Genomic DNA, 19729 nt, shown 5'->3' on the forward strand with positions numbered 1-19729 from the left:
TGAATCTGAGCCGGTGATGCCACTGAGCCTCACCCGGCCCCTCCCGCAAGCGGAAGGGGAATAAGATCGTAGCGCCGTCATCCTTCCCGCTCCAGCTCGCGGCTTAATGTGCCGTGGAAACTATCGGCAAAGCGGCCCATACGCGCTTCATACTGGTTCAGCCGGTGAGAAAAACGGTTATAGGCGATAACGGCGGGAATGGCGGCAAACAGGCCGATTGCGGTGGCAAACAACGCCTCGGCAATGCCCGGTGCAACGACGGCAAGCGAGCTATTCTGTTCGGCGGCAATGGCGGCAAAGCTCCGCATTATGCCCCACACCGTGCCGAACAGGCCGACAAAGGGCGCGACCGATCCGGTGGTTGCAAGAAAATTCAGGCGATTGGCCAGCCTGTCGGTTTCGGCGGCAATCGTCGCATCCATGGCGGTGGCCAGCCGTTCCCGGGTTCCGGCCCGATCAATGGTGCGGCCATTGGTCGAACGCCGCCATTCAGCGACACCGGCGGCAAATACCTGCGCCATGGGCAATTCGCTTTTGCCATGACCGGTGTAAAAGCCGTCTATATCGGTGTTCGTGCCGAAGTCGCGTTCAAATTTGTCCGTCTGGCTGTTGATCCGCGCCATCTTCAATGTGAAGCTGATGATGATCGTCCATGCCCAGATGCTCGCCAGCGCCAATCCGATGATCACCGCCTTGACCACCCAGTCGGCATCCATGAAGAGTGTAATCGGAGAAAAATTCACCGCTTGTGCTGCTAAAACCAGATTCATGGGATTCCTTATTCTTCTGTGCGGTTCAAAAAAGGCTGGAACGCGGCCACCCAATGGGCGGGTTGGCGACGCGGTTTGCCGTCGGGGGATAGGAACGCAGCCGTCACGGTCGCTGTCACCAATATTTCACTGCCACGCATGACTGTTTGATGAATATCGCAACTGGCGCCACGCACGGCTTCTACAGTGCTGATGACATAAAGGGCATCATCAAATTGCGCCGGGCGGCGGTATTTGATCTGCATTTCAGTGACGGCATAGGCCCCGGTCCCATCTTCATGCACGCGCCGTTGGTCAATACCGACACAGGCCAACATGTCCGACCGCGCCCGTTCCATGAAATGCAGATACCGGGCATGATAGACAATGCCGGAAAAATCAGTGTCCTCAAAATAAACGCGCACGGCAAAAATATGCCGCATGCCTTCAAAATGGCCGTGATAGGGTTGGGGCGGGGACATTGGGCATGTGCTTAATCCCAGAAAACCGATGCGGGAAGGGGGTTTGACAATTGACCGCTCAATTCGTCGCACCGCAGAATCACACTGCCCCTTTGGCCAAAACCGAGATCATTGACTTAAGGTAACCTTAAGGTTACATATGTCACCCTGGGGTTACAGAAAGGATATGGATATGGCGCTGAATGATATGGCTTTGGCCGAAAAGCTGACGAGGCGACGGGCGAGGGGATCGATCCTATTGGGCATATTTTTTTTGGGCACCTTGGCGACCAGCCTTGATGTGGATTTTCCTTCGGACAGACCGCAGGCGTTCAAACTCGCGGCATGGCTGGTTTGGGCGGCGGCCTTGCTTTTCCTATTGGCCGTTGGTGGCGGCTTGTTTCGCGGCAAATCCGTCCGTGCGCTGATGAATGATGAAACGACGATCGACAATCGGCGACGCGCCATGACCGCGGGGTTTTGGGCGACGGTGGTGTCGGCATTCGCGCTCTACGCCATCACCTTTTATGAACCGATATCGGGCCGCGAAGCGATACGGCTTTTGCTCTCGGCAGCTGTCGGCGCTTCGATTATCCGCTTCGGTATATTGGAGCAACGATCTCTCGGTCATGGCTGACACATTGAAGAACCGCCTCCGCGAAGCCCGTGTCGCAGTCGGCTGGACACAAGCGGAATTGGCCGAGCATATCGGTGTAAGTCGCAAGACCATCAATACGGTCGAAAATGGCGTGTTCATACCATCCACAATCCTTGCGCTCAAATTGGCCCGTGCCCTGGCCGTCCCGGTGGAGGGTCTGTTCAGCCTGGCCGAATAACCGTTCCTGCACCGCAAGGCCCCAATAGGGCAGGAGCTATTCATTAGGGTCAGGACCTAAAGAATGTATCGACAGAATTTGACTAATAGCCCCTCTCCTGCCTGCGGGAAGAGGTGTGAGGCCTGCGAACTTGGTCGCAAGTCGCAAGGAAGGTGTAAAATACCCCCTTAAAAATCTGCATGAGCTTCGCATGCACCGGATATCAGACAGAGATTGTCGAGAGGATTAGCGTCAGGACCTAATGCCCCTCAGTATTCGTCATCAGTTCCAATGGACCAAAAATGTTCGTGGAGGAATTTCGACGGGTCAATTTGCAAAAAAAAGGGCGCCGGAATGAATCCAGCGCCCCATTTTTTAGGCTATGTGCCGCTTAGAATTCAGTTGCAACATGGGCGCGGACGACGGTGTCTTTGCCACCCGAATGCGCGATGCCACCACCGAAGGAGACAGGAGCCTCCAGGTTCAGACGGTGGTTGAACGACACGCTGAATGCGCCTTCACCACGGTAGAATGCGGTACCGGCAACGACCGAGGTCTTACCGGGTTCCGAAGGCATAGGGGCGGAAACCAGTGCCGATGCAGCGGCAATACCGCGACGTGCTTCACGACGGTTCAGGTTGGCCAGATCAAACAATTCCTGCTGCCCGGCTTGCAAGGATGCAATTGCCGGACGGATGGAGGCGTCACGCCCAACAGTGCCGGTGGCATCGACGGTCATGACATCGGTTGGCCCGACCTGCGCCGCCGTGCTGGCTGCGATGTCGGCGATGGTGACCGAAGTACCCTTAAACGGTGTTCCGTTTTGCGCCACACCAGCGGCGCGACCCAGGACGAGCTGGTCTGCCCGCGACGTTGTCGCACCAATACCGATAGCTGTACTGTTGGTGTCGGAAGCGCGGACCGTAGCGTTGGCACCAATAGCCATGGCACCTTCGGCAAGGGCATTGGCGCGGAAACCGACCGCAGTCGATCGCACACCGGTCGCATTGGTTTGCCAACCAAAGGCTTGTGCACCAGCGGCACTCGCAATGACTTCACCGCCGACGGCAGTGGCATGGAAACCCGCTTGCGACTTGTCACCAATAACCGTTGCGTCTTCGTCATTGGCAACGGCCCCATTACCTATGGCAATGGTGGTTTGCGCTGTTGCCTGGGCTTTACGTCCAATGGCGATATTCGAATCGGCAAATGCTTCCAAAGATCCAGCAGTCTTCTTATCCAGCGCGGCCCGTGCGCCATCACCAATCGCGACCGCCGAAACGCCAAGCGCGTTGCTTTCCGAACCCAAAGCAACCGCCGCAAGGCCGGTGGCGGTGTTGGTGAAGCCCAATGCAACCGCACCTTGGCCGGTGGCGGTGTTTGGATCACCAATGGCAACCGCACCATTGCCAGATGCAGTGTTGCCCAGACCGATGGAAACTGCCGCGCCGTTCTTGGCAATCGCACCGGTGCCAATGGCCACCGAGTCGTTGCCGGACGCCACCGCTTTGCTACCTGCGGCTATGGAACCGATACCAGTCGCGGCTGATGCAACCGCGGCTGCGTCTACATTTACCGCAAGGAAACCACCACCCGCGCCGCCAGCACTGGCAGCATTTTTGAGGAGTGTAATATCACCCTTGATGAGCGCCACGTCATCTTTGACAAGATTTAACTGGCCAACATTGACCGCATCGGTGGCGTCAGTGCCCGCAGTGACATTCACCAGCCTGCGTGTGGCAAAGGCGTCGCCCGTCACACCCGAACCGATGGAGACGGTGTTGGCCGCAGTTGCAATCGAACCCGAACCCAACGCAACGCTGTTATTTGCATTCGCCTCCACTTTCGCACCCGCACCCAACGCGGTAGCGTTGGTTGCCAAAGCGTTCGAACCTTCACCAATGGCAACCGCGCCCGCCAGCGTTGCGTTGGACGCACCACCAAGAGCAACCGTACCCGCCACCGCCGCATTCGCAGGCGCCGCACCGGCAACTTCCTTGACCGCGACAAACAGGCTGGCGGGAACAACCACCCCGCCGCTAGCACCGCCGCCCAGTTTGGCTTCGCCAATCAGAAGCTTCACCTGCCCCAGTGTCGTGGCATCTGTATCCAAACTGCCGTCTTTAAGATTGATCAAACGACGCTTGATTGTGCTGCTACCAAAAGAAACTATGTCCGCATCGCCCGAAGCCGTAACCGATCCACTGCCGATGGCGACCGAGCGCAGGCCCGCTGCATTGGTGTTACCCCCCAATGCAACGGCATCAGTTCCGACCAATGCAGCTGTTCCGAAATTGGATGTGTCGACGCCAATAAATGCGTTCTGGACAGTAGCTGCGAATAGCTGTGCCCCGGTAACGGCATCACTGCTGCCCGCGGCGACCAAGCCTTGGTCAACATTGGTAATCTTGCGTTTCAAATTCTTCCCGCCAACTGAAACAGTGTTCGCCGCTACGGCATCCGATCCTTCACCAAGTGCAACTGAGTTGTCTGCGGATGCCTTTGCATTGCCCCCAATGGCGACGCTACGCGTTCCTGATGCTACTGCATCCACAGGCGTGAAGATTACTCCGCCAACCGTGCCACCAGCACTCACTTTTACAAATTTGTCGGGTACACCACCACCACCTAATGCAGCCTGCGAAATCAGTGTATTTACCTGACCTAAGTTAACCGCGTCATTGTCCGCCGTGCCTGCCTTGATGTTCACCAAACGACGAGTTTTTTCGGCTATCCCCAAGGTGTTCGCGCCCGCACCGAACGACACGGTATCAGCAGCATCCGCCAACGAATCCGATCCAATAGCAACCGAATCGTTGACGCCTAAGCCAAAAACAAACGACCGGATACCAATCGCGATACCCCGCAAGTTTGCCGATCCGACACTAGCATCGCCGCCAATCGCCACCGATTCATTCGAACCGGCAAATGCGCCAAAACCGAATGCCGCCGACTGCTCTCCATTGGCGGTCGCAAATGTTCCTATGCCGACCGATGATATTCCGACAACATTGGTTCCCGCACCGATAGCAATGGAGTCTTCACCAAAAGTGGCAGAATCCTGAGACACCAGAGTACTGATACCGACAAAGGGGTTAACGCCGTTAAAGACAGCATTGTTAATCGCGACGTTCAATTGGCCCACATTAGCGGCATCATTTGCATCAATACCAGCCGTAATGTTGGTCAAACGACGTGTAATTGCATCAATTGGGTTGAGCGGATCGGACAGGTCTGCCTTGCGGCCAAACGAAACGGTTAAGGCATCAACCGCTTCTGAACCGTTACCAATGGCCACCGAGTCGGAGGCAACTGCCGCCACAAAAGCGCCAGCACCAAGGGCAATGCTGCGATCCGCAATAGCAAATGAACCGGCGCCAACTGCAGTTGAAAATGCGCCATCGGCAATGGAAACATTGCCTAAAGCGGTCGCGCCACTGCCCGATGCCGTAGAACCAATGCCACATTGCGTGCTGAAAGGAATTGGGTCGCCCGCTGCTACAAGAACAGGATCGCCCGTCACCGGATCAAGAATTGGATCGCCGGTAACAGGGTCAAACTGTGTAGCAGCAGGATTGGTACCTGTAGATTCAACCGCTACAGCACAATCAGCAACGCTATTGGGAGTCGCCTGCGCCCAAGCGGACGTCGGCATGGTAAGCGCGGCAAGGCTCGCGCTGGTGAGCGCGGCGGCCAGTAAATTCTTACGGTTTAACATCTGAATACTCCTTTATTTTTCGTACTGATCCGGCGCGCGGCTTTTTGCGTGCTAATGGGAATCGATCGACCGATACATAGTGTAGCTTTGTATGTAAACATAGTTCTACGTTTTATATGGGTGGCGGGGGTGGGCCGCTTCTTTTTTGGTTCGCGCGAAGACGCGAAGATTTGGGGAGCGGGCGAGGCCTTTATTCTGCTCCCTCCGCGCCCTCGGCGTACTCTGAGTGGAACCATTAACGCCGTTTTTTTGGTTCACGCAGAGTGCGCGGAGAGGAATCGCCCTCACCTGCAAGCGAAGGCGGGTGACTGACGATACGCTCTCCGTCACCCTGAACTTGGTTCAGGGTCCATCGTGAAACGGCAACTAAAGTGTAATCGAGAGAGCAACGGTGCGGCGAGGCGTGGCTTGTCACTGGGATGGCGGTATGGGCTGTTAAATGGACCCTGAAACGAGTTCAGGGTGACGGTGGTTGGGGGTTCAGGGTGGCGGGGGTGGTATTGAGGGCGACGGGTTTGTGTTCATGGAGAGGCCGAGTTAGCCCTCTTTCCCCCCTCCCGCTTGCGGGAGGGGCTGGGGGAGGGTGTGTCGTTGACGTCGCAAGGCGGACCTTCGGCCCGCCCCCTCCCCTAACCCCTCCCGCTTGCGGGAGGGGGATTGGTCGCCTGCGCGTGAAATATTCTATTGTTTAGCGTCGTGTGGCTGATATGGCGAAAAGCATGCAAGGGGATGAGCGTTTCGGGTTGGATAAAAGGGTGCGCCTGCTGGGGCCGGTCAGGCTTGAAAGCGGGGCGGAGTTTGCGCCGGTTGATTTTGCCTATGAAACCTATGGTTCGTTAAACGCCGATAAAACCAACGCGATCCTGATCTGCCACGCGCTGACCGGCGACCAATATGTCGCATCAACGCATCCGGTAACCGGCAAGGATGGCTGGTGGACGCGCATGGTGGGGCCCGGCAAGCCGATTGATCCGGCGCGCCATTGCATCATCAGCATCAATGTCATGGGCAGTTGCATGGGATCGTCCGGCCCGGCCAGCCTCGATCCGTCAACAGGCGGTCCTTATGGCATGGCCTTTCCCGTGATTACCATTGGTGACATGGTGCGGGCGCAGGCGATATTGCTCGACCATCTGGATATCCCGATATTGTCGGCGGTGGTGGGCGGGTCGATGGGCGGAATGCAGGCGTTAAGCTGGGCTACGCTGTTCCCAGAACGGGTGCGCTGTGCCGTGGTCATTGCATCTACGGCGCGTCATTCGGCGCAGAATATCGCCTTTCACGAGGTTGGCCGACAGGCGATCATGGCTGATCCACGCTGGAATAATGGTGCCTATTATGGGCGGGAGGCCCCGGCCTCGGGCTTGGCGGTGGCGCGGATGGCGGCGCATATCACCTATCTGTCCGAAGCTGGATTGACCGAAAAATTCGGCCGTCGCCTGCAAAACCGCCCAGACGGCAGCATGGGCGCGAAGAGTTTTGGCTTTGATGCAGATTTTCAGGTGGAAAGCTATTTGCGTTATCAGGGGCTAAGCTTTGTCGACCGCTTCGATGCCAATTCCTATCTCTATATCACCCGCGCGATGGATTATTTCGATCTGGCTGAACCCCATGACGGGGTACTGGCCAAGGCTTTTGCCGCCACAAAAGCGCGGTTTTGCCTGATCAGTTTTGACAGCGACTGGTTATATCCGACGTCGGAGTCACGCCGGATTGTCCATGCCTTGAATGCCGCGGGGGCGGCGGCGAGCTTTGTCGAATTATCCAGCCCCTTTGGCCATGACAGCTTTCTGCTCGATGCACCTGAAATGAACCGGATTGTCGACGGATTCCTGCGCGCCGGGGAAAATCTGTGACGATGCTGCGGTCAGATCTTGCAATAATCGCCCGCAATGTCCGCAGCGGATCACGCATCCTGGACGTTGGCTGCGGCGACGGCCAGTTGATGGCGGCCCTGCGCGATCACAAGCAGGTCGATGCCCGCGGGCTGGAAATTGACCCGGTCAATGTGGCGACCGCGGTTGCGCGCGGGCTGTCCGTGGTGCAGGGCGATGCCGATAGCGACCTGGTCGATTATCCCGACGGCTGTTTTGACTATGTGATCCTGAGCCAGACATTGCAGACAACACGGCGTCCCGATCTGGTGCTGGACCATATGTTGCGGATCGGGCGGCAGGCCTTTGTATCCTTTCCCAATTTCGCGCAATGGCGCATTCGCATCGCGCATATGTTTGGCGGCCAGATGCCGGTGACCGAACAATTGCCGCACAGATGGTATGACACGCCCAATATCCACCATGTCACGATCGACGATTTTCGCAGTTTCCTCAAAGATCGCGGCGTAGTGGTCGAAGGGCAGTGGTTCCTGTCGGGGAACCGGCCGCGCAAAAAGGCACTGGCCAATTTGATGGCGGAACATGCGGTATTCCTGCTGCGGCAGGGCTAGGGCTGCTGGCACCGAATTACCGACCGCTAAAGGTAGCAACACCGTCACCCTGAACTTGGTTCAGGGTAACAGGCGGGGCGTCGGGATTTTGACAGTCGGACTTTTGACACCGAAAATGTATCCTTTAAACATCTGATAAAACATCATATATTATAATTTGGCACGGCAATTGCTGTATTTCATTCGTAAGCACCTGAACCGGTGCGGTAACGAAAGGAGTCGGCCATGCCGTCACTGGACAATATGTTCGGCATTCATGCCACCGCGCTCAAGTTGCGGGAACAGCGTATGGGGATGCTTGCGTCCAACATCGCAAACGCCGCGACGCCCGGCTATAAGGCCCGCGACATTGAATTTTCATCTGCCTTGAAACTGGCAGAGCAGGGCCAATCGCCCGAAACCGCGATCCAATATCGCATTCCGGTCCAGCCATCATTGGATGGAAATACCGTCGAGCTTGCCACTGAACAGACTGCCTTTGCTGAAAATGCCCTCGCCTACCGGTCGAGCTTGTCGTTTCTGCAAGGCCGTATCGGCACGCTGACCCGTGCGCTTAAGGGAGAATGAGGGTGGCCGAAAATCTATCCATATTCGATATAAGCGGGCGGGCTATGGCAGCGCAGCTTGTGCGGTTGAACACGACTGCATCCAATCTTGCCAATGCCGGAACAGTATCGGGCAGCGAAAGCACGGCCTTCCGTTCGATGAAGCCCGTGTTTCGCACCATCATGGGCGAAGCTGGCAAGGCCACCGTACAGGTCGACCGTATCGACAATGGCACAACCGCCCCTGTCAAACGCTATCAACCCGACCACCCGCTTGCCGACAAGGATGGCAATGTCTGGGAAGCCGCCGTCGATAGTGCGGCAGAGATGGTCGAGATGCTCGAAACATCACGCCAATATCAAAACAACGTTCAGGTGCTTGCAACCGCCAAGGGCCTGATCAGCGAAACCCTGCGGTTAGGACAATAATCATGACTAGCGTATCAGCTGTAAATTCCCGCAACTTGCCGGTCCTATCGAAGGACATGGCCGAGAAAAAACTGGGCCAGAATGATTTCCTGCGCCTGATGACGACGCAGTTGAAGGAACAGGATCCGTTCAACCCGGTCGATAACCAGGCAATGGTCGCGCAAATGGCGCAGTTTTCAAGCGTTGCCGGTATTTCCGAAATGAACACATCGCTGAAATCTATTGCAGAGCAGATTTCGGCGCAAACCGCACTTTTGGCGGACATCAAATCGTCAAACGCAACCGCAACCACCGCATCTGCAACAGGAGTATAAACCATGTCCTTTTACACGTCATTGTCGGGCCTGAAAGGCGCGCAAACCGATCTTTCGGTGATCTCGAACAACCTCGCCAACGTCGGCTCGACAGGCTTCAAAAAAAGCCGCGCGCAATTTGGCGACCTGTTCGCCAGCGCGCCGACGCAGACCACCAAAATGATCGCCGGACAGGGCACGCGCCTGAATTCGGTCGTGCAGCAATTTACGCAAGGCACGTTGGAAGCATCTGACAAAACGCTAGATCTGGCCATTGCCGGTGAAGGCTTTTTCGTGTCGCGCGGTGATCCACCCCGTGCAGCGGTAACCTATACCCGCAATGGCGCGTTTCAGGTCAATGCGAACCGTCAGGTTGTCGATACTCTGGGTTCCACCTTGCAGCTTTTGCCTGTCGATGCGGCCGGAAATGTGACGTCCGCGACATTGGGTTCTGCATTTGATTTTGTTTTGCCAGCCAACTCACCCGCTGATCCGACGGTTGCCCTTGTCAACGTGTCTGTTGGCATCGACGGACTGGTGACAGCCACTTATGCCGATGGCTCTAGTGAATTGCTGGGCAAGGTCGCGATGGCCAGCTTTACCGCGCAAGAAGGTTTGCGTCCGGTGGGTGATGCCCATTGGCAATCAACCGGCGACAGCGGTCCACCCTCGATTGATGCTGCAACCAATGGACCTTTGGGAACTATCCGCTCAGGTGCACTGGAACGCGCCAATGTGGATGTGACCGAAGAACTGGTCGCATTGATTTCGGCCCAGCGCAATTTTCAGGCCAATGCCAAAGCAATCGAAACCGCGTCGAACATGACGCAGACGATTGTCCAGATCAACTGATGATCGGCACTAATGCCCTGCCTGTCTGCATCCCGACATTCCGACGGGATGCAGGCGGCTGGGTAAAGTTTACCGCCCGCCAAGGAGGATAAGCATGGACCGTCTGATCTATACCAGCCTGACAGCGATGCGCGGATCGATGGCACGCCAGACGGCGATTGCCAACAACCTGGCCAATGCCAACACACCGGGTTTCAAGGCTGATCTGGCGGAGGCCCAATCGCTTTGGCTTGATGGTCAAAGGCTCGACACCCGCGCCTTTGCTTCGGAAGAAGTGCTGGCGGCCGACATGCACGCAGGAACGGTCGTGTCCACTGGCCGCGATCTTGATATTGCAATGTCGGGCGATTCCATGCTGGCCGTTCAGGCCGAAAATGGCGAAATTGGCTATACCAAACGCGGTGACCTTATGTTGTCATCCAGCGGGCTGTTGACGACCGGTGATGGTCGTCCGGTACAAGGTACGCAAGGCCCCCTCACTCTGCCCCCTGCAGATAGTGTCAATATCGATGAGCAGGGCAATGTCTGGATCGTACCGCAAGGCGGCGATGCCAGCCAGCCGCAACAGGTCGACAAATTGCAAATCGTCAGCCCGACGGGTTCCAACGTCGTCAAAGGTCTGGATGGCCTGTTCCGCGTCAAAGGCGGCGGCGTATTGCCCGACGACCCCGACGCCCGTGTTACGACGCGCAGCCTGGAAAGTTCCAACGTCAGCGCGACCGAAGCCTTGGTAAAAATGATCGAGGCGAGCCGGTCTTGGGACACGCAACTCAAATTACTGGGCGACGCGCGCGATATGGACGCAGCGACCGCCGATCTTATGTCAATGCCGCAATAAGGAATAGAGACCATGTCAAACGGAGCCCTTCATGTCGCCCGCACCGGGTTAGATGCCCAGAATATGCGAATGCAAGTCATCGCCAACAATCTGGCCAACGTAAACACCGTCGGCTTTAAAAAGGATCGGGCGAGTTTTGAAACGCTCGCCTATCAGGCGATGACGGTCGCAGGATCAGCATCTTCGGCGGAAAACAAATACGCTATCGGCCTGAACCTGGGCACCGGCGTGCAGGTAAACGGAACCGCCCGTATCGATACCCAAGGCACGTTGACCACCACCGGCAACGGCATGGATGTCGCCATTGAAGGTGCAGGCTATTTTCAGGTGCAAATGCCTGATGGCCGCATCGGTTACACCCGCGCTGGCGACTTCAGCCTGTCAGCCGAAGGGACATTGGTGACCCCGGACGGTATGCCGGTTCAGCCGCAGATCCAGATACCCGACGGCACAACCTCTGTGTCAATTGGTGCGGACGGAACCGTATCCGCGCAGATCGCCGGTCAAGCGGCCGTCACTGAAGTCGGTCGCATCGAAATCGCCCGCTTTGCCAATTCGGCCGGTCTGCAATCCATCGGCAATAATCTTTTGGTCGAAACCCCGGCATCAGGCGCACCCCAAGTGGGCGCCGCAGGTGAAGAAGGGCGTGGTTCATTGCGTTCCGGCGCGCTGGAGGCAAGCAATGTCAATGTCGTCGAAGAATTGGTCGATATGATCGAAACCCAACGCGCTTACGAGGTCAACAGCAAGATGATCCAGTCCACCGATGAAATGATGCGTAATGCCACACAAAATCTCTAGGCCCGTGCGAGCCGTGAAATCTAGGGTGGGCCCTATTGGCAGGATCGTTCTTGCGATGTTGGTGACGGCTATGCCTGCGCCAGCATTTGCCAAAGATGGCAAGATAGCCGAAAATTTCACACCAACGGCACCGACCGTTCCGGTCAACCTGCCGACAAATGGCGCGATCTTCCTGTCCGATAATTACAGCCCGCTGACATCCGGTGCGCGCGCGAGCCGTATTGGTGACTTGCTGACCATCATTCTCGTCGAGCGGATGAGCGCCAGCAAAAGCAACAGCGCCACAACCGGCCGCACCGGCAGCGTCGGTCTGACACCGCCCACGACCGGCCCTTTGAACCTGTTTAGTCCAAGTGATGTAAACATCAGCGGCGATCAGTCGTTTAAAGGCAAAGGTGAAGCCTCGCAATCCAATGCGCTGTCCGGAGAAGTAAGTGTGACCGTTGCCGCTATCTATCCCAATGGAACGATGCTGGTGAAAGGCGAAAAGTTCGTCACATTGAACCGGGGCGATGAAAAAGTTCAGTTTTCCGGCATTGTCCGCTTGGCGGACATCAGCGTCGATAATCGCGTTCCGTCTACCCGCGTCGCCGATGCCCGCATCCGGTACACTGGCAAGGGCGAAATCGCACGCGGCAGCTCACAAGGCTGGCTGCAACGTTTCTTCTCCAGAATAAGTCCATTTTGATGCGCGCGCTGCTCCTCTTTATCGCCCTGTTCTTTTCCGCGTCGGCTCATGCCGAACGGATCAAGGATATGGGCCAGTTCGAAGGTCTTCGGGCCAACCAGCTCACCGGTTACGGTGTGGTCGTTGGCCTTGCCGGAACGGGTGACGACAGCCTCGATTATGCAACCCAAGGCGTCAAAGGCGCGATCTCGCGTTTTGGCGTCAACCTGCCTGCCGGCATCAATCCTGCACTGAAAAATGCCGCCGCTGTTGTGATTACAGCCGAACTGCCGCCCTTTGCAAAACCTGGCCAACGTCTTGACGTCACCGTTTCCGCCCTTGGCAAGGCCAAGTCGTTACGTGGCGGCACGCTTGTGATGGCACCGCTTTATGGTGCAGATGGCCAAATATACGCGATGGCGCAGGGCAACCTGGTCGTCGGCGGTTTGGGCGTAGATGCTGCTGACGGATCCAAATTGTCGGTCAACATACCATCCGCTGGCCGTATTGGCAGCGGGGCAACCGTCGAACGCAGCGTGGACACAGGATTTGCCCAAAGCCCGCATTTGACGTTCAATCTTGCCCAGCAGGATATCAGCAACGCGGGCCTTGTTGCAGATGCAATCAACCGCCAATTGGGTAGCGATATCGCGCAGGCCGTCGATGGCGCGTCGATTCGTATCAATGCACCAACCGGCGGTGAAACCCGCATTCGCATGATGGGCGTCATCGAAAATATCGAGATCAAAAAGGCACAGCCCCCCGCCCGTGTCATCGTCAACGCCCGAACCGGGACGGTTGTCATCAACGGCGCGGTTCGTGTCGGGCCTGCGGCGGTAAGCCACGGTAAGCTGACGGTTAAAGTCGATGAAAATCCGACCGTCGTTCAGCCTGCGCCGTTTAGCAGGGGCCAGACTGCGCTTGAGCCATCCAGCGATATCGCCATTCAGGAAAAAACCAATCCTGCCTATCTTTGGGACAAGGGCGCTTCGCTCTCCGATATTGTGAAGGCGATAAACAAGCTCAATGTTTCACCCGGCGATCTTGTGGCCATTTTGGAAGCCCTGTCTCAGGCAGGTGCCCTTAGTGCGGAACTGGTGGTTATATGACTCCTATCGGCGGCCTTTCAAAAACAGGTGCAACCGCGATGAAAACTGACCCGGCGCTTCGCAAGGCGGCCGAGGCTTTCGAAGCGGTGATGCTGCGCCAGATGATGGCCAGTATGCGGCAGGCAAAACTTGGCAAGGATGTTTTCGGGTCTAGCGCAACCGACAATTTTCGCGAGATGTCAGACGCAAAGCTAGCCGACAATATGGCTAGCCTTCGCCAGTTCGGCATCGCCGACATGGTGGAGCGGCAATTGACGCAAACCTCTGCAAGCCCTGCCCGCGCGCAGGCTGAACATAAAGGAAATGGTAGATGAGCGATCTTCTCGCCATCGGTGCATCAGGCATCAAAGCTTATGGTCAGGCACTGTCGGTTGTGGGTGACAACATCGCCAACGCGCAGACCGAAGGCTATGTGCGCCGCAGTGTGCGGCTGGCCGAGGCACCGTCGGGTGGGGACATCGTCCTTTCACGCAATAGCATCCGGCCGGGCGGCGTTATTGCCGCCGGTGTCACGCGCTCAATCGACCAATGGCTTGTCGACGACGCTCGCGTTGCCGGAGGTGAAGCGTCGCGGCAAAGTGCGAAACTCGACTGGGTGACCGCTACCGAAAGCGTTCTTGCCGACGGCGGTGCTGGTATCGGCAAAAGTGTAACCTCCGTTTTCACCGCGGCCGAGCAATTGAGCGGCAACCCCGGCAGCGACACTTTACGCCGCCAATTTCTCTCATCCGTTGACGAAAGCGCGGCAAATTTTCGGCGCACCGCTGCTGCACTCGGTTCCGCAGCGAATGGCGTTGCAACCGAAGCGCGAGGCGCGGCAACGCAGTTGAATTCCGACTTATCGGCTTTGTCGCGTATAAATGACGGGTTACGCCGCGCGCGGGCCGGATCAAGTAACGAAGCGACGTTGCTCGACGAACGTGACCGTCTTGTCGGCAACATATCCAATGCCACCGACATCACGGTTTCTTACGATGCCAGAGGTGCAGCAATAGTCCGAACACCTTCGGGTGATGCATTGGTAGATGGCCCTACAACAGCGACCATATCGGTAACAGTTGCGGCAAATGGCACGATTGGCTTTGGTATCAACCCTGGCGCAACAGGCGTGCTTTCTCCGGGATCAGGCTTATTTGCCGGACTTCGCGATGCCGCCGACCATATCGCAGACCAGCGAAGCGATCTGGATACACTCGCCACACAATTTGCAACCGAATTGAACGCAGCGCATCAGGCCGGTACTGACGCCAATGGAAACCCCGGCGCGGCATTGCTGAACCTGAATGGTGGCGCAGCGGCGATTGCCGCAGTTGCGCTTGCCCCGGACGATGTTGCCGCTGCCAATGGATCGAGCCTGAATGGCAATATGTTGTCATTCAACAATCTGCGCGGTGCAAGCGGTGTGGAGCAGAATATCTCCGCCATGATAGCGGCGCAGGCCCAAACCACCGCAGCCGCGCGCGCGCAAGAAGCCGCCGCCAGCAGCAGGCGGGATGGCTCATTTGCCGCGCGCGATGCTATAGGCGCGGTCGATCTTGATCGTGAAGCGGCCGAATTGTTGCGCTTTCAGCAAGCCTATGAGGCCGCCGCCCGTACCATTCAGGTTGCACGCGAAACCATGCAATCGCTTTTGAACATTTTTTAAGGTGAGGTCGCAATGATTAACGCAACCGGCAACCGGATGACCCAGGAAATCCAGCGGCAATCGCGCATGGCGCAACAGATTGCTGAAAAACAAACGCAGATTTCGACAGGTAAACGCCTGCAACGCGCCTCGGACAATCCGGTCGCGACGGCGAGGATTGCCGACCTTGCCCGATCGCAGGCCAATGACGCCGCACGTGCAGCGAATATCAATCTGGGCATCACCATGACCGCGCAGGCAGACGGCAGTCTGCGCCAGATGTCCGGATTACTGGCGCGTGCAAAAGAATTGACATTGGCAGGAGCCAGCTCGTCTGCATCGCCTGCCGATCGTGGGTCGATTGCCATCGAACTGACCACCATCGCCGACGAAATAGATGCGATGGCACTGACAAAATCTGCCACCGGACAGCCCCTTTTCGCTTCAGGCTCTAACATGGCGATTCGGTTCGACGACAATGCCATTTTCGCACCCGTCCCCTCCCAAGCCGAGGTTTTCGATATTGCTGGCATCTCGATCGGACAGATAATCCGCGACACAGCGTCAGCCATCACGGCCGGCAATGCGGCGCAGATAGGGACATCCAACACCGCCGTTGACAGCGCTATCAATCATGTTGCCGATGTCACGGCAGCCGTGGGGATTAATGCCGCACGGCTCGAACGGATCGACGATAACAGTGCGCTTCGGTCGATCAGTATCAAAGAAGAACGGTCCGCACTTGAAGATACAGACTTCAGTGCCGCGATTGCCGAGTTGAATGGCATGACATTGACATTAGAGGCCGCGCAAGCTGCATTTGCACGCATTAACCGCCGTACCTTGATGGATTTTCTGAACTAGGGCCAGGACTTAGGGTCATCCGGCGAACTGAATGATTGTGCTTATTTTTCGTCAGGCTGACGAAATATGATCACTATCCGGCAACGCCGCGGAACCCTTGTGACGCCAACACCTCGCTCCGGCCCTTTCTGCTCACCATCCTGAAAAAACTGCTTAATATCTGGTAGCTGCTGCCGTTTACCATGATTGAAGAACGCGTATAGGGGCCAGCCATTTCATGTTTGCAGTTGTCGGTATCATCGTCCTCCTTGTCATGGTGTTTGGCGGTTTCGCCCTCACTGGCGGCAATCTTGGACCTGTCATGCACGCTTTGCCGCATGAGATGCTGATTATCGGCGGAGCGTGCATTGGCGCGCTCATCATCGGAAACTCTGCCAAAGAATTAAAAGCATTGGGCGGCGGACTGGCGAAGGTTTTCAAAGGCCCGCAATATGGCAAGCAGGATTATCTTGATTGCATATTCCTTGTTTCAAAGCTGATGAAGATGCTGAAAACCGAAGGCCCGGTCGCGGTCGAACCGCATATTGAAGACCCGGCCAATTCCACATTGTTCAGCGAATATCCGAAGTTATTGAAAGATCAGGTGCTGGTCCACCTGATCTGCGACACGTTGCGGCTGGTGGTGGTTTCTTCTGGAACGCTTGACCCTCACGCCGTCGAAGAAGTCATGGATAACAGCATCAAGAACCATCACCATCATGTCGTGAAACCAGCCGAAGGTCTGCAAGGGCTTGCCGACGCACTGCCCGCTCTCGGAATTGTGGCTGCGGTTTTGGGCGTGGTTAAAACCATGGGTTCTATTGACAAACCACCGGCCATATTGGGGGGTATGATCGGTTCTGCATTGGTCGGAACCTTTTTGGGCGTGTTGCTGGCTTATGGTCTGGTCGGTCCCTTTGCCAACCGCGCCAAGCAAGTCATCGAAGCCGACGCCGCCATTTATCATGTCGTCAAGCAGATGATTATCGCATCACTCCATGGCCACCCACAACCATTGGTCATTGAAGCCGCGCGTTCGGGTATCGAACATAGCAACCAGCCGAGCTTTGCCGAAGTCTTTGACGGTATGCGGGGGCGGTAATGGCCAGAGCTAACGAACCCGTTCGCCCGGTAATCGTCAAGAAAATCTACGAGGCACCGCATGGCGGCCATCATGGCGGTGCCTGGAAAGTGGCTTATGCCGACTTTGTGACCGCAATGATGGCGTTTTTCCTTTTGATGTGGTTGCTGGGCGCGACCACCGAAAAGCAACGCAAGGCCTTGGCAGACTATTTCTCGCCGACATTGGTATCGAGCAAACAGGATAGTGCCGGATCGACCAGCTTCTTTGGCGGGGATTCGATTACCTCAGTGGATAAATATCCACATCGCGCAGGGCAAACCGGCACCCGCAGCATGACGATCCCGCGCGATGCAACCGGCGGCCCCAAAGAAGCGTCAGGAATTGGCAAGGACCGCGCAAAATTCCAGGAAGTCCGCAAGGCGCTGATGACCAAGTTGATCGAGCGCAAGGAAGTCCGAAGGCTCGCCAAAAGCCTGCGCTTTACCGAAACCCGCGACGGTCTGCGGATCGATATGGTCGATGAAGCGAATTTTGCGATGTTCATATCAGGCACCGATATTTTGACACCGGATGCCATCCGACTTTTAAGTGATGTTGGCGAAAGCATTTCTGACCTGCCCAACGGCCTGATCATTCGTGGACATACCGATGCCCAACCGACCTCAAGCCGGTTGGGCGTAAATAACTGGCAATTGTCATCCGCCCGCGCCGAAGCGACACGCGCAACATTGGCGCGCGCTGGGGTTTCACCCAACCGGTTTGTCCGTATCGAAGGCGTGGCTGATCGCGAAGCCTATATTCGCGATAACCCCTATGACCCTCGTAACCGGCGCATGTCGATCACGCTTGGATGGCGCACGGTTTCGGATTAGGCTGTAAATGATGTCCAAAATGGATATATCTGTTTACGAAATTTGACAATTTACCCCAACTTTAATCCGTTTCGGATTGGTTAACGCTTGGGCCCAGTTTTGTTAGTATTTCGTTTACCATGATTGGCAAAAACCGGTCCCAAGGCAGTCATCCGACAGGAAACAAGCATGGTAACGTCAACGGTTCAAGCACCCGCCAAATATGAAAAGCCGGCCTCTATAGAAGAAATGCTGATCGGTAAAAGCCCGATCATGGGGACGTTGCGCGACATGGTCCGCCGGGTTGCCAATTCGTCCGCTTCAGTGATGATTTGCGGCCCATCTGGTTCAGGTAAGGAAGTCGTCGCCCGCGCCATTCACAACGCCAGCCCGCGCAGCACAAAGCCCTATGTTGCCCTGAACTGTGGGGCCATCCCTGCCGAGTTGATTGAATCCGAATTGTTCGGACATGAGCGTGGCGCTTTTACCGGCGCGCAAGCTCGCCGTACCGGCCATTTTGAAAATGCCGACAAGGGCACGCTGTTTCTCGACGAAATTGGCGATATGCGGTTCGACATGCAGGTCAAGCTTCTGCGTGTTCTGGAAGATGGCCTGATTTCCCGCATCGGCGGCAACAGCAATATTCCTGTCGATGTCCGCATCATTTCGGCAACGCATCAGAAAATCGACAAGGCCATTCTTGACGGCCGTTTTCGCGAAGACCTGTTTTTCCGCCTGGGCGTAGTGGTGTTGCAAGTGCCGGATCTCGCTTCGCGGGTTGAAGATATTCCCCAGTTGATCGCCCATTTCCAGAAAAATCGCACTGGCCAGCTTTGCCAATTTGATGCCAGCGCAATCCAGCGCCTGTCGATGCATGATTGGCCGGGCAATGTCCGCGAATTACGCAATGTGATCGAACGCGCGAATATCCTGTTCAATGGCGAAACAATTGACGCCTTTGGGGTCGATCAATTGCTGGGCCGCAGCCTACCGAAACTGGCCGCTGTGCCTGTCCTTCCTATCGCCACCGATGTGCCGGACTTTGTTCCGCAAGCGACCGAAGCTCGCCCCGTCTCATTCGGCGCGCCCATTGATCTGAAGGCACAGATTGAACGGATGGAACTGGAGCGTATACAGATGGCCCTGATCCATGCCGAAGGGGTCATTTCCGAGGCAGCACGCCTTCTCACGTTGAAACGCACGACCCTGATCGAGAAAATGCGGAAATACCGTCTCGAAAAAATCGCCGCCTAATAAAAATCGACCAGGGTCAATTTTTCTCGTTGCCGATATTGTCGGTCACGTTGTTTATGATCCTGTTCCGGCGACTTTGGAAAGGCAGATTCTGCCCTGATTATCTGCACCGTCGCCGTTCCACCCCGGCTGACGCGGGATGGCACCGTCGGTGCGGTCGCTGGCGTCGCGGCCAATAACAAGGGCAAAAGCGCTATCACGGCCAAATGATAACGCCGTTTTAACCATGGTACGCAAGCGATATAGGAGGCAAAGATCCACAACATACACGTCGTCAAACGACCAATTGTCTTCAATATTAAAAACTGTACCGTTATGCGACATCGGCCCCAATGATCGCGGCATCACAA

The 19729-nt window shown here is 56.3% G+C and carries 22 protein-coding genes; 18 read left to right on the plus strand and 4 right to left on the minus strand.

What is annotated here, in order from left to right:
* Positions 1–77 precede the first annotated feature (77 nt).
* Complete coding sequence (tolQ, locus tag EUU23_RS09740; RefSeq protein WP_160353947.1) at positions 78–770, minus strand: protein TolQ; 693 nt, start codon at positions 768–770, stop codon at positions 78–80.
* Positions 771–778: 8 nt separating this feature from the next.
* Entirely contained in the window at positions 779–1231 is a 453-nt protein-coding gene (locus EUU23_RS09745; RefSeq protein WP_160353948.1) for a YbgC/FadM family acyl-CoA thioesterase, read from the minus strand.
* 172 nt (positions 1232–1403) lie between these two features.
* Here EUU23_RS09745 and EUU23_RS09750 point away from each other — a divergent pair, with 172 nt between their 5' ends.
* Positions 1404–1847, plus strand: a complete 444-nt coding sequence (locus tag EUU23_RS09750) for a hypothetical protein (protein WP_160353949.1) — start codon at positions 1404–1406, stop codon at positions 1845–1847.
* Positions 1840–2046: a helix-turn-helix transcriptional regulator gene (locus tag EUU23_RS09755; RefSeq protein WP_160353950.1), complete on the plus strand. Its 207-nt coding sequence runs from the start codon at positions 1840–1842 to the stop codon at positions 2044–2046. The genes EUU23_RS09750 and EUU23_RS09755 overlap by 8 nt, the downstream gene beginning before the upstream one ends.
* 370 nt (positions 2047–2416) lie before the next feature.
* Here EUU23_RS09755 and EUU23_RS09760 read toward each other — a convergent pair whose 3' ends face one another.
* Positions 2417–5743: a YadA-like family protein gene (locus EUU23_RS09760; protein ID WP_160353951.1), complete on the minus strand. Its 3327-nt coding sequence runs from the start codon at positions 5741–5743 to the stop codon at positions 2417–2419.
* 707 nt (positions 5744–6450) lie between these two features.
* Between EUU23_RS09760 and metX the strand changes: the two genes are divergently transcribed.
* From metX to EUU23_RS09840, 16 genes are all read left to right on the plus strand, one after another.
* On the plus strand, positions 6451–7599 hold the full coding sequence (gene metX, locus EUU23_RS09765; RefSeq protein ID WP_160353952.1) for a homoserine O-acetyltransferase MetX: 1149 nt from the start codon (positions 6451–6453) through the stop codon (positions 7597–7599).
* A gap of 2 nt (positions 7600–7601) precedes the next feature.
* The gene (metW, locus tag EUU23_RS09770; RefSeq protein WP_160353953.1) at positions 7602–8189 is read left to right on the plus strand and encodes a methionine biosynthesis protein MetW; all 588 of its coding nucleotides are present in this window, start codon (positions 7602–7604) and stop codon (positions 8187–8189) included.
* Positions 8190–8414: 225 nt separating this feature from the next.
* On the plus strand, positions 8415–8756 hold the full coding sequence (locus EUU23_RS09775) for a flagellar basal body rod protein FlgB (protein ID WP_160353954.1): 342 nt from the start codon (positions 8415–8417) through the stop codon (positions 8754–8756).
* Positions 8753–9163, plus strand: a complete 411-nt coding sequence (gene flgC / locus EUU23_RS09780; protein ID WP_160353955.1) for a flagellar basal body rod protein FlgC — start codon at positions 8753–8755, stop codon at positions 9161–9163. The genes EUU23_RS09775 and flgC overlap by 4 nt, the downstream gene beginning before the upstream one ends.
* Before the next feature lie 2 nt (positions 9164–9165).
* Positions 9166–9477: a flagellar hook capping FlgD N-terminal domain-containing protein gene (locus EUU23_RS09785; RefSeq protein WP_160353956.1), complete on the plus strand. Its 312-nt coding sequence runs from the start codon at positions 9166–9168 to the stop codon at positions 9475–9477.
* 3 nt (positions 9478–9480) lie between these two features.
* Positions 9481–10308, plus strand: a complete 828-nt coding sequence (locus EUU23_RS09790; protein WP_160353957.1) for a flagellar hook-basal body complex protein — start codon at positions 9481–9483, stop codon at positions 10306–10308.
* Between the two features lie 94 nt (positions 10309–10402).
* Positions 10403–11146, plus strand: a complete 744-nt coding sequence (locus EUU23_RS09795) for a flagellar basal body rod protein FlgF (protein WP_160353958.1) — start codon at positions 10403–10405, stop codon at positions 11144–11146.
* A 12-nt stretch (positions 11147–11158) separates the two neighbouring features.
* Positions 11159–11947 carry a flagellar basal-body rod protein FlgG gene (gene flgG / locus EUU23_RS09800; RefSeq protein WP_160353959.1) on the plus strand — a complete coding sequence of 263 codons (789 nt, stop codon included), beginning with the start codon at positions 11159–11161 and terminating at the stop codon, positions 11945–11947.
* A 70-nt stretch (positions 11948–12017) separates the two neighbouring features.
* On the plus strand, positions 12018–12635 hold the full coding sequence (locus EUU23_RS09805) for a flagellar basal body L-ring protein FlgH (RefSeq protein ID WP_246156416.1): 618 nt from the start codon (positions 12018–12020) through the stop codon (positions 12633–12635).
* Positions 12635–13723 carry a flagellar basal body P-ring protein FlgI gene (locus EUU23_RS09810; protein ID WP_160353960.1) on the plus strand — a complete coding sequence of 363 codons (1089 nt, stop codon included), beginning with the start codon at positions 12635–12637 and terminating at the stop codon, positions 13721–13723. Before EUU23_RS09805 ends, EUU23_RS09810 begins: the two co-directional genes overlap by 1 nt.
* Positions 13724–13761: 38 nt before the next feature.
* The gene (locus tag EUU23_RS09815) at positions 13762–14037 is read left to right on the plus strand and encodes a rod-binding protein (protein WP_246156417.1); all 276 of its coding nucleotides are present in this window, start codon (positions 13762–13764) and stop codon (positions 14035–14037) included.
* Complete coding sequence (gene flgK / locus EUU23_RS09820) at positions 14034–15368, plus strand: flagellar hook-associated protein FlgK (protein ID WP_160353962.1); 1335 nt, start codon at positions 14034–14036, stop codon at positions 15366–15368. The genes EUU23_RS09815 and flgK overlap by 4 nt, the downstream gene beginning before the upstream one ends.
* A 12-nt stretch (positions 15369–15380) precedes the next feature.
* Positions 15381–16211, plus strand: a complete 831-nt coding sequence (locus EUU23_RS09825; RefSeq protein WP_160353963.1) for a flagellin — start codon at positions 15381–15383, stop codon at positions 16209–16211.
* A gap of 217 nt (positions 16212–16428) precedes the next feature.
* Positions 16429–17292 (plus strand): flagellar motor stator protein MotA, encoded by an 864-nt coding sequence (gene motA / locus EUU23_RS09830; protein ID WP_160353964.1) that lies wholly within the window; start codon positions 16429–16431, stop codon positions 17290–17292.
* Positions 17292–18146 carry a flagellar motor protein MotB gene (locus tag EUU23_RS09835; protein ID WP_160353965.1) on the plus strand — a complete coding sequence of 285 codons (855 nt, stop codon included), beginning with the start codon at positions 17292–17294 and terminating at the stop codon, positions 18144–18146. Before motA ends, EUU23_RS09835 begins: the two co-directional genes overlap by 1 nt.
* 168 nt (positions 18147–18314) lie before the next feature.
* Positions 18315–19379 (plus strand): sigma-54 interaction domain-containing protein, encoded by a 1065-nt coding sequence (locus EUU23_RS09840; protein WP_160353966.1) that lies wholly within the window; start codon positions 18315–18317, stop codon positions 19377–19379.
* 54 nt (positions 19380–19433) lie between these two features.
* Here EUU23_RS09840 and EUU23_RS09845 read toward each other — a convergent pair whose 3' ends face one another.
* Positions 19434–19607 carry a hypothetical protein gene (locus EUU23_RS09845; protein WP_160353967.1) on the minus strand — a complete coding sequence of 58 codons (174 nt, stop codon included), beginning with the start codon at positions 19605–19607 and terminating at the stop codon, positions 19434–19436.
* Positions 19608–19729 lie beyond the last annotated feature (122 nt).

Source organism: Sphingorhabdus profundilacus, assembly GCF_009769755.1.
GTDB classification, from domain to species: domain Bacteria; phylum Pseudomonadota; class Alphaproteobacteria; order Sphingomonadales; family Sphingomonadaceae; genus Sphingorhabdus_B; species Sphingorhabdus_B profundilacus.

Coding starts and splice junctions, on each gene's coding strand:
- metX (WP_160353952.1), top strand. CDS start 6,451: ATGGCGAAAAGCATGCAAGGGGATGAGCGTTTCGGGTTGGATAAAAGG.
- EUU23_RS09845 (WP_160353967.1), bottom strand. CDS start 19,607: ATGGTTAAAACGGCGTTATCATTTGGCCGTGATAGCGCTTTTGCCCTT.
- EUU23_RS09745 (WP_160353948.1), bottom strand. CDS start 1,231: ATGTCCCCGCCCCAACCCTATCACGGCCATTTTGAAGGCATGCGGCAT.
- flgK (WP_160353962.1), top strand. CDS start 14,034: ATGAGCGATCTTCTCGCCATCGGTGCATCAGGCATCAAAGCTTATGGT.
- EUU23_RS09805 (WP_246156416.1), top strand. CDS start 12,018: ATGCCTGCGCCAGCATTTGCCAAAGATGGCAAGATAGCCGAAAATTTC.
- metW (WP_160353953.1), top strand. CDS start 7,602: ATGCTGCGGTCAGATCTTGCAATAATCGCCCGCAATGTCCGCAGCGGA.
- flgG (WP_160353959.1), top strand. CDS start 11,159: ATGTCAAACGGAGCCCTTCATGTCGCCCGCACCGGGTTAGATGCCCAG.
- EUU23_RS09835 (WP_160353965.1), top strand. CDS start 17,292: ATGGCCAGAGCTAACGAACCCGTTCGCCCGGTAATCGTCAAGAAAATC.
- EUU23_RS09760 (WP_160353951.1), bottom strand. CDS start 5,743: ATGTTAAACCGTAAGAATTTACTGGCCGCCGCGCTCACCAGCGCGAGC.
- EUU23_RS09755 (WP_160353950.1), top strand. CDS start 1,840: ATGGCTGACACATTGAAGAACCGCCTCCGCGAAGCCCGTGTCGCAGTC.
- EUU23_RS09840 (WP_160353966.1), top strand. CDS start 18,315: ATGGTAACGTCAACGGTTCAAGCACCCGCCAAATATGAAAAGCCGGCC.
- motA (WP_160353964.1), top strand. CDS start 16,429: ATGTTTGCAGTTGTCGGTATCATCGTCCTCCTTGTCATGGTGTTTGGC.
- flgC (WP_160353955.1), top strand. CDS start 8,753: ATGAGGGTGGCCGAAAATCTATCCATATTCGATATAAGCGGGCGGGCT.
- EUU23_RS09810 (WP_160353960.1), top strand. CDS start 12,635: ATGCGCGCGCTGCTCCTCTTTATCGCCCTGTTCTTTTCCGCGTCGGCT.
- EUU23_RS09785 (WP_160353956.1), top strand. CDS start 9,166: ATGACTAGCGTATCAGCTGTAAATTCCCGCAACTTGCCGGTCCTATCG.
- EUU23_RS09775 (WP_160353954.1), top strand. CDS start 8,415: ATGCCGTCACTGGACAATATGTTCGGCATTCATGCCACCGCGCTCAAG.
- EUU23_RS09790 (WP_160353957.1), top strand. CDS start 9,481: ATGTCCTTTTACACGTCATTGTCGGGCCTGAAAGGCGCGCAAACCGAT.
- EUU23_RS09795 (WP_160353958.1), top strand. CDS start 10,403: ATGGACCGTCTGATCTATACCAGCCTGACAGCGATGCGCGGATCGATG.
- EUU23_RS09825 (WP_160353963.1), top strand. CDS start 15,381: ATGATTAACGCAACCGGCAACCGGATGACCCAGGAAATCCAGCGGCAA.
- EUU23_RS09815 (WP_246156417.1), top strand. CDS start 13,762: ATGAAAACTGACCCGGCGCTTCGCAAGGCGGCCGAGGCTTTCGAAGCG.
- EUU23_RS09750 (WP_160353949.1), top strand. CDS start 1,404: ATGGCGCTGAATGATATGGCTTTGGCCGAAAAGCTGACGAGGCGACGG.
- tolQ (WP_160353947.1), bottom strand. CDS start 770: ATGAATCTGGTTTTAGCAGCACAAGCGGTGAATTTTTCTCCGATTACA.